The sequence below is a fragment of the Streptomyces spinoverrucosus genome (assembly GCF_006539505.1).
Classification (GTDB): Bacteria; Actinomycetota; Actinomycetes; order Streptomycetales; family Streptomycetaceae; genus Streptomyces; species Streptomyces spinoverrucosus.
The window spans coordinates 1-5,913 of the sequence record NZ_BJND01000136.1 but is presented as its reverse complement, the minus strand read 5'-3'; the positions used below and the strand labels follow the sequence as shown (position 1 = coordinate 5,913).

Here is a 5,913-nt window from a genome sequence, read left to right as displayed (position 1 = left end):
TGGTCGGGTACGTCTCCTTCGCCTGGTCGAGGAGGCGTATTCCCAGGGCGTTCTCCGAGAGGCCGGCGGCGGTGACGGTCACAGCGAGGATGAGGCCGATTGTGTCGGTGAGGATGCCGCGCTTCCTCCCGACGATCTTCTTGGCTGCGTCCGTTCCCTGGCTGGTCAGGGGCACGTTGCTGGAGGTCTTCACGCTCTGGGTGTCGATCACGGAGGCGGTCGGCTCGGGCTTGCGCCCTTCCTTCACCCGGGCCAGTCCCGTCAGGTCGTAATTGAGCTGGGCGAAGATTCCTTCGTCACGCCAGGCCGCGTAGTAGGCATGGCATAGACGGTGCCGTGGTTCGGGAAGTCATGCGGGAGGTATTTCCAGGGAATCCCCGTGCGGTTCACGTAGAGGAGCGCGTTGAAGACGTCCCGTAAATCGACCTTGGCCGGCTGTCCGGTTGGTCTGCGGTCGAGCCGGGCCTTTCTCCAGGCCGTCAGCGTCGGCTCGATCAGGGCCCATCGGGCGTCGGACAGGTCGCTGGGGTACGGCGTGCGCTCGCTCACGGCGTAGCGTGATCATGGGCGAGCCGGAGGGCTCGGTTCCGCTGTTCATCGGGCGATTCCGTGGCAACTTCAAACCAGACGGACTTCCGGGCGCAGAAGCGAACGAGACGGATGGCCGAGCCTCCGCCCTGGAGGGCGTCATTCGCCACCTAGGGGATGAAAGCCCCCAAAGCAGGGCAGGAGCGAGAGCCGCATATAGGGCTTGACCTGCATAAACGCCCTCTGAGGACTGGATCTTCTTCCAGTGGGAGATGGGGAAGGCGGTCAGGTCTTCCTTGGCGTCCAGGGGCATCTGCCTGACCTTGGGGAACTGCTGCCCGAGCATGTCGGCCACCGCGTCGAGCTGGTGATGGACGGCTTCGGCGGTGGGCTGGATGAAGATGGTGCGGATGGTCGCCGCGACCATTTCCCCGGATCCCTTGGGTATCACGGAGAACACATTTCGCAGGAAATGGACACGACAACGCTGACAGGCGGCGCCGAGCATGACCTTGCGGACCGCGGCCAACAGGCCGCTGTGGCTGTCGGAGATGACCAGGCGGACCCCGCTCAGCCCGCGCTCGCGCAGGGACCGCAGGAACTCGCTCCAGAACGCCTCGGTCTCGCTGTCACCGACCATCACACCCAACACCTCACAGCTTGATGGCTCGCGTTGATCAGTCGGTCGAGGAGGGACTCGGCGACGACGAGGTTCGGGAAGAGGGGATACCAGTCGCTGGGTGCCCTGTTGCTGGTGATGATCAGGGACCGTCCCTGGCGTTCGGAGACGAGTTCGTAGAGGCCGTCGGCCTGGGACGTGGTCAGCTGGCGCATGGCGAAGTCGTCGAGGATGAGCATCGGGGCGGACGAGCTCGCGCACGCGCTTGTCCCAGGTGCGGTCCGCGTGACCGCCGGCGAGCTCGGCGAGGATGCGGCTGGTCTTGGTGAAGCGGACGTTGGCGCCCTGGCGGACGGCCTGGTGGCCGAGGGCCTGGGCGACATGTGTCTTTCCGACACTCACGGGTCCGAACAGAATGACGGATTCGCCGGAGCGGAGCCGGCGCAGGGCCGCGAGGTCGCGGATCTGGGCGGCGGGCAGCTTCGGGGAGGCGTTGAAGTCGAAGCCCTCCAGGGTGGCCTGCTGCTCGAACTTCGCCTTGCACAGGCGGCGTTCGAGCGCGACGCTCTCACGTCGGGTGATCTCGTCCTGGCAGAGGACCTGGAGGAGGTCGAGGTGTCCGAGTTCGCCCTTCTGGGCCTGGTGAGGCGGGCGTCGAGGGTTTCGAGCATGCCGGACAGCCGCAGGGTCTTGAGCGAGTCGCGCAGGGCGGTGGTCATCACACTCACCGGTCGGCCTCCTCGGCGTCAGCGTCGCCGTGCCCCTGGTCCTCGCGGACGTCGCCGGGAATCTGGGTGGGGATGGCGGTGGCGAACAGGCACTCGGGGCCGTGCAGGAAGGACGAGGCGCCGGCGTCGCCGGTCTCGGGTTCTGGGTCGGCCTCGGTGCCGGCGACCAGGATGCCCTTGACGGTCCTGTAGGACGGGTCGCCGATGCTGATCGCCTTTCGGCAGGCGGCTTCGAGTCTGGCGTCGCCGTACTTCTTGCGCAGTCCGAGCACTCCCTGGGCAGCGCGGAGCCTGGGGCGTTAACCTCCAGCAGCTGGTCGATCACCTGACGGCAGGCGTCGCCGACCTGCGAGGCTTGGCCGCGGCACCAGATCGGCGTGCGCATCTGGAAGGCGATCTTCTCGGGCGGGTAGTTGTTCTTGTCGGTGCGTTTGCCCTGCTCAACTGCCGCGTGGGTCTTGACCAGTTCGCCTTCGTGGAAGACCTGCACCATGGTGGCGGTGGAGCGGAGGTCGACGCGGCGGCCGATCAGTTTCCAGGGCACCGAGTAGAGAGTGCGGCCGACCTTGATGTGGATGTCCGGTCCGACCGTCGCCTTCGACCACCGGGCCAGCACGAACGGCGTCTCTGGCAGGGGCAGCAGAGCGGGCGCCTCGACCGTCTCGAACACCGACAGCGGCTTCGCGCCGCCCAGCGGTCGGCACTGCCGCTGACCTGCGACATTCCGAGCCCAGAGCAGGGCCTCAGCCTGCATGTGCTCGAGCGAGGTGAATGTCCGCCCGCTCCAGTAGGAGTCGCGGACATAGGGCATAGGCCGCTCAACTCTGGGCTTGGACCGGACCGTCAAAAGCTCCTGATCCGCACGGTGCGGAGCGACTTGTCCGGGTCACGCACCCGTTCCGTCCGTGGCACGGCCGGTCGTACGAGTTCGTCGTCCGGCGCAAGAACTGGGGCGAGGACCGCGTCTACTTACGCGACGAGGCGGGAGAGGCGGCGTCCGTGCCCACGGCGTGGACCGACGCGGGTGGCGAGGACCCCTTCGTCGTCCTCGCCGCGGGCCGCAGCCCGTTTCGCACCGAAGACCTGCTGTCCCTGGCCGACTTGATCAAGCACATGGACCGCCGCGCCGGCAGCGTCCAGGAAATGACGCGGTGACCGCCTTGGGGATCACGCCGCAGAGGCGGGGGCGTGTCCGGCGCGCGGTGATCGAGACAGCGCACGCCATGCCGACTGGCCTGCACAGGTCCCTGATCCATTGCTTCCGCGTGCTCTTGGCCGTGATCAGTGGCGACGTGATTCTTGAGGCAGCGATCGGATGTGGGAGGCGGCATGGCCGGCACGGCGGCGAGCGATCCGAAAGAAGAGGCACTGCGGGCGACAAGGACGCTGAGCCGACGACCGGAGGCCGTGGCCGATGCAGTGTTCACCGCGTCCGAGTCCCGTCACCTTTCGGCACACCGCGCTCTGATCAGGCCGCGGGCAGTTCGGGCCACTCATCGTCGGCGAGATGCGGCGAACCCGACCGGCGGTTGTAGTAGGCCGCTTTGAGGCTGAGTTCGCGCTTCTTCGTGTCGTCCAGCTCAAGTTCGGATCTCAGCTTGAGCACGCTCACGTCGTCCCCATGGAACTCGGGCACGAACAGACTCGTATCGCTCAGGAGCTCGGAGAGGCTGTTGTACGTACTGCCATTCACCATGGTGATCTCGAGGTCGACATCACGGAAGTGCCGTGCCATCAGCGTCATGTACGCGCTGTAACAGCGAGCCTGGAAGTCGTTCCAGAGACTGACCTGCAGGGTCATCCACTCCGGTGCGTGTGGCCCCCGAATCTCCACCCGACCGTCGTCTCCTTGCTGCATGAGATCGTTGGCCAGCCCGTAGACGACGGTCCGGCGCCAGGAGCCATTGGCCCAGTCCTGCAACTTCTTGTGCTGGCCTGGGAAATCGGGCTCCTCAGTATCGACCTCCGGAAGGTCGATGATCACAATACTATTGCCGTCGTACTTCCACCGCACCGTGGTTGTTCCGCGAACGTCCTCGCCCTTCGCGAACCGTACTCCAGAGCTGACGAACTCCGTTCCCGAGAAGGACTGGACCGTGCAGTGCTGCGGTCCTTCCACCCAGTAGCTCGTCTTCTTGAACTGGTACCACCTTCCTTCTTGATCGAAATTCTGGGCCGCCTTGAGCAACAGGCCCCGCGTCTCGGTGTCCTTGGTGGCATTGATTGCGGTGTCGGTCAGGACCTCGCGTTCGAACCTGTGGTCCTGCGCGTGCTTCCCCAGATCCTGGATCTCGACGTACCGTGCCACCTCCCTGAGCTCTTCATAGGTGAGTCGCGTGCTGCTCATGACGAGCTCGTACACCCTCAGCGGCAGGTTGAATCCCTGGATGACAGTGGATGCGGCGGTGGTGGCGATGTTGGCAGCCTGGCTCAGAGCGCTGAAAGTCTCCGAAGTTCCGACGAGTTCGAACTCGAACGTGTCGTTGACCTTCTTCAGCACTTTCAGGGCGATCCCACCGCCCTTCCTTGCCGCCGCCGTCTTGGCCTCGGCAAGCCGGATCTTGTCGTCCACAGGGCCTTCGAAGTCATTGAGCTTGCCCCTCCGGGCCGGAGGCCGGCCGGCGGCGCGAAGCCCTTGGCTGTCCTTGTCCTGCGACTGGTAGTAGCTGTTCAGCGCGTTGGCTGCCAATCCGCTGGCGGCACTGATGGCGGCGGGAACGACGGCAAGCGGGCCCGTGGTGAAAGCCATGACCGCAGCCGCTACGCCGCATGCCGTGGAGATCCCTTTGAGCGCCACGGTGAATCGTGCCGCGGTGGGGTGGTTGACCGCGAAGGCCTTCTCGCGGTTGATGTTGGCATCGGCCTTGATGGAGCGGTAGATGTGCTCCAGGACGGACCGCTTGACGTGGAAGTAGCCGGCAACCGCAGGTTCAAGCCTGGCGCGCGCCGCGTCGAACTGGTCGCAACTGTTGTCCCTGCTGGCATCCGCAATCTCCTGGCTCGCCTCAAGGAGCGTCGTGAGGCGCTTGCGGGCCTTCTTCTCCAGCTTGCTCAAGTCGCCCAGGTTCATGACAGACGGGGCCAGCCCGCCTTGCTCGCCCAGCTCCTTGAACGCAGCAATGGTCTCGAAGAGTGCTTTCGCCGACACGAAGGTCGCATCCCTGAGCCTGAAGGTCTCCTCGGCTTGCTGCCGCAGGCTCAGCTGCTGGCCCTGCGCAGCAGCCAGTTCGGACTGCAGCCGACTGGATCCCGTCTCCCGGCCACCGGAGTCCAGATTGAGCTTACGCGCAATCTCGATTGTTTCTTTGAACGAGACCCAGGTCTCGTCCTGCAGGACCTTCGCGATCTCTTCGACCTGGGCAACGACGTCCTTGTCCTTCCCTTCAGCAAGCAAGGGAAACTTGCCGTGCATTGGGTCCATCTGCCGGTTGGACGAACGGTAATTGTTGTAGACGTGCTGAATGTGATCGAAGTAGTCCAGTGCTCGGAAATCTTCGACATTAGTCTGCTGGCCCAGGTACTCGGCGTACAGCGCCAGCCACTGCCCATCGGCCTTCCGGAAACAATCGAGTACGCCGTCAGGGAAGCGCCCCTCAGGGATGTACTTCGGCGCCCAATTGGGGTTTGTGCTGAACATTCCTCTTCCTTGCCCTGATACGCAAAAAGGGGGCGTGAAGCTCTGCCTGCGACAGGGCACGCCCAGATCATTTCCCCCAGAGGTACGGTAGGGGGGCAACAGGAAGCCGAGGAGAGGACTTCGGGCATCCGTAGGGGCAATTCGTTGACAGGCCGCGGTGCACGGCGTGGAAACCTGCCCGATCGTGTCGATGCCGTAGCGCCGCCGAGCGCGCGCGTTCATGCGGCTTGGTGCCGCCGGGTGGAGGTGGCCGTTGGTTCCGTGCTGATGCGGGCGAGTGCCGTTTCGGCGGGGGTACTGTCGGGGCCTTTGATGGTGGTGTCGATGCGGAGGCGGACTTGGCCGTCCTGGGAGCCGTTGGTGGAGGCGAAGGTGTGGAGGCGGCTGCTGTGCCGGACAGT

Annotated in this window: 4 protein-coding genes and 5 pseudogenes; 2 read left to right on the top strand and 7 right to left on the bottom strand. The window is 65.0% G+C overall.

What is annotated here, in order from left to right:
• The 5 genes and pseudogenes from SSP24_RS41840 to SSP24_RS45535 form a co-directional block, all read right to left on the bottom strand.
• Window positions 1-549 (bottom strand): annotated as a pseudogene (locus SSP24_RS41840) (IS5 family transposase); the annotation flags it as partial.
• Between the two features lie 223 nt (window positions 550-772).
• A pseudogene (locus tag SSP24_RS41835) lies at window positions 773-1,183 on the bottom strand (transposase); the annotation flags it as partial.
• Window positions 1,183-1,875, bottom strand: a pseudogene (istB, locus tag SSP24_RS41830) (IS21-like element helper ATPase IstB); the annotation flags it as partial. The pseudogenes istB and SSP24_RS41835, both read right to left, overlap by 1 nt.
• A complete protein-coding gene (locus SSP24_RS44795) occupies window positions 1,872-2,147 on the bottom strand; it encodes a hypothetical protein (protein WP_229866377.1) in 276 nt (91 codons plus the stop codon). The gene SSP24_RS44795 and the pseudogene istB, both read right to left, overlap by 4 nt.
• A gap of 227 nt (window positions 2,148-2,374) precedes the next feature.
• Window positions 2,375-2,491 (bottom strand): annotated as a pseudogene (locus SSP24_RS45535) (Mu transposase domain-containing protein); the annotation flags it as partial.
• Between SSP24_RS45535 and SSP24_RS44790 the strand changes: the two are divergent.
• Both SSP24_RS44790 and SSP24_RS41820 read left to right on the top strand, forming a co-directional pair.
• Complete coding sequence (locus SSP24_RS44790; RefSeq protein ID WP_229866378.1) at window positions 2,451-2,588, top strand: hypothetical protein; 138 nt, start codon at window positions 2,451-2,453, stop codon at window positions 2,586-2,588. The pseudogene SSP24_RS45535 and the gene SSP24_RS44790 overlap by 41 nt on opposite strands.
• A 184-nt stretch (window positions 2,589-2,772) precedes the next feature.
• Window positions 2,773-3,030, top strand: a pseudogene (locus tag SSP24_RS41820) (DUF5372 family protein); the annotation flags it as partial.
• A 313-nt stretch (window positions 3,031-3,343) separates the two neighbouring features.
• Here the strand turns inward: SSP24_RS41820 and SSP24_RS41810 are convergent.
• Both SSP24_RS41810 and SSP24_RS43670 read right to left on the bottom strand, forming a co-directional pair.
• Window positions 3,344-5,512 (bottom strand): hypothetical protein, encoded by a 2,169-nt coding sequence (locus SSP24_RS41810; RefSeq protein WP_141316385.1) that lies wholly within the window; start codon window positions 5,510-5,512, stop codon window positions 3,344-3,346.
• Between the two features lie 218 nt (window positions 5,513-5,730).
• On the bottom strand, window positions 5,731-5,913 hold a 183-nt coding region (locus SSP24_RS43670; protein ID WP_218037158.1), incomplete at its 5' end, for a hypothetical protein.

What these genes read in the sequence shown, in the direction of transcription:
- SSP24_RS44790 (WP_229866378.1), top strand. Translation starts at nt 2,451, where the DNA reads ATGTCCGGTCCGACCGTCGCCTTCGACCACCGGGCCAGCACGAACGGC.
- SSP24_RS41810 (WP_141316385.1), bottom strand. Translation starts at nt 5,512, where the DNA reads ATGTTCAGCACAAACCCCAATTGGGCGCCGAAGTACATCCCTGAGGGG.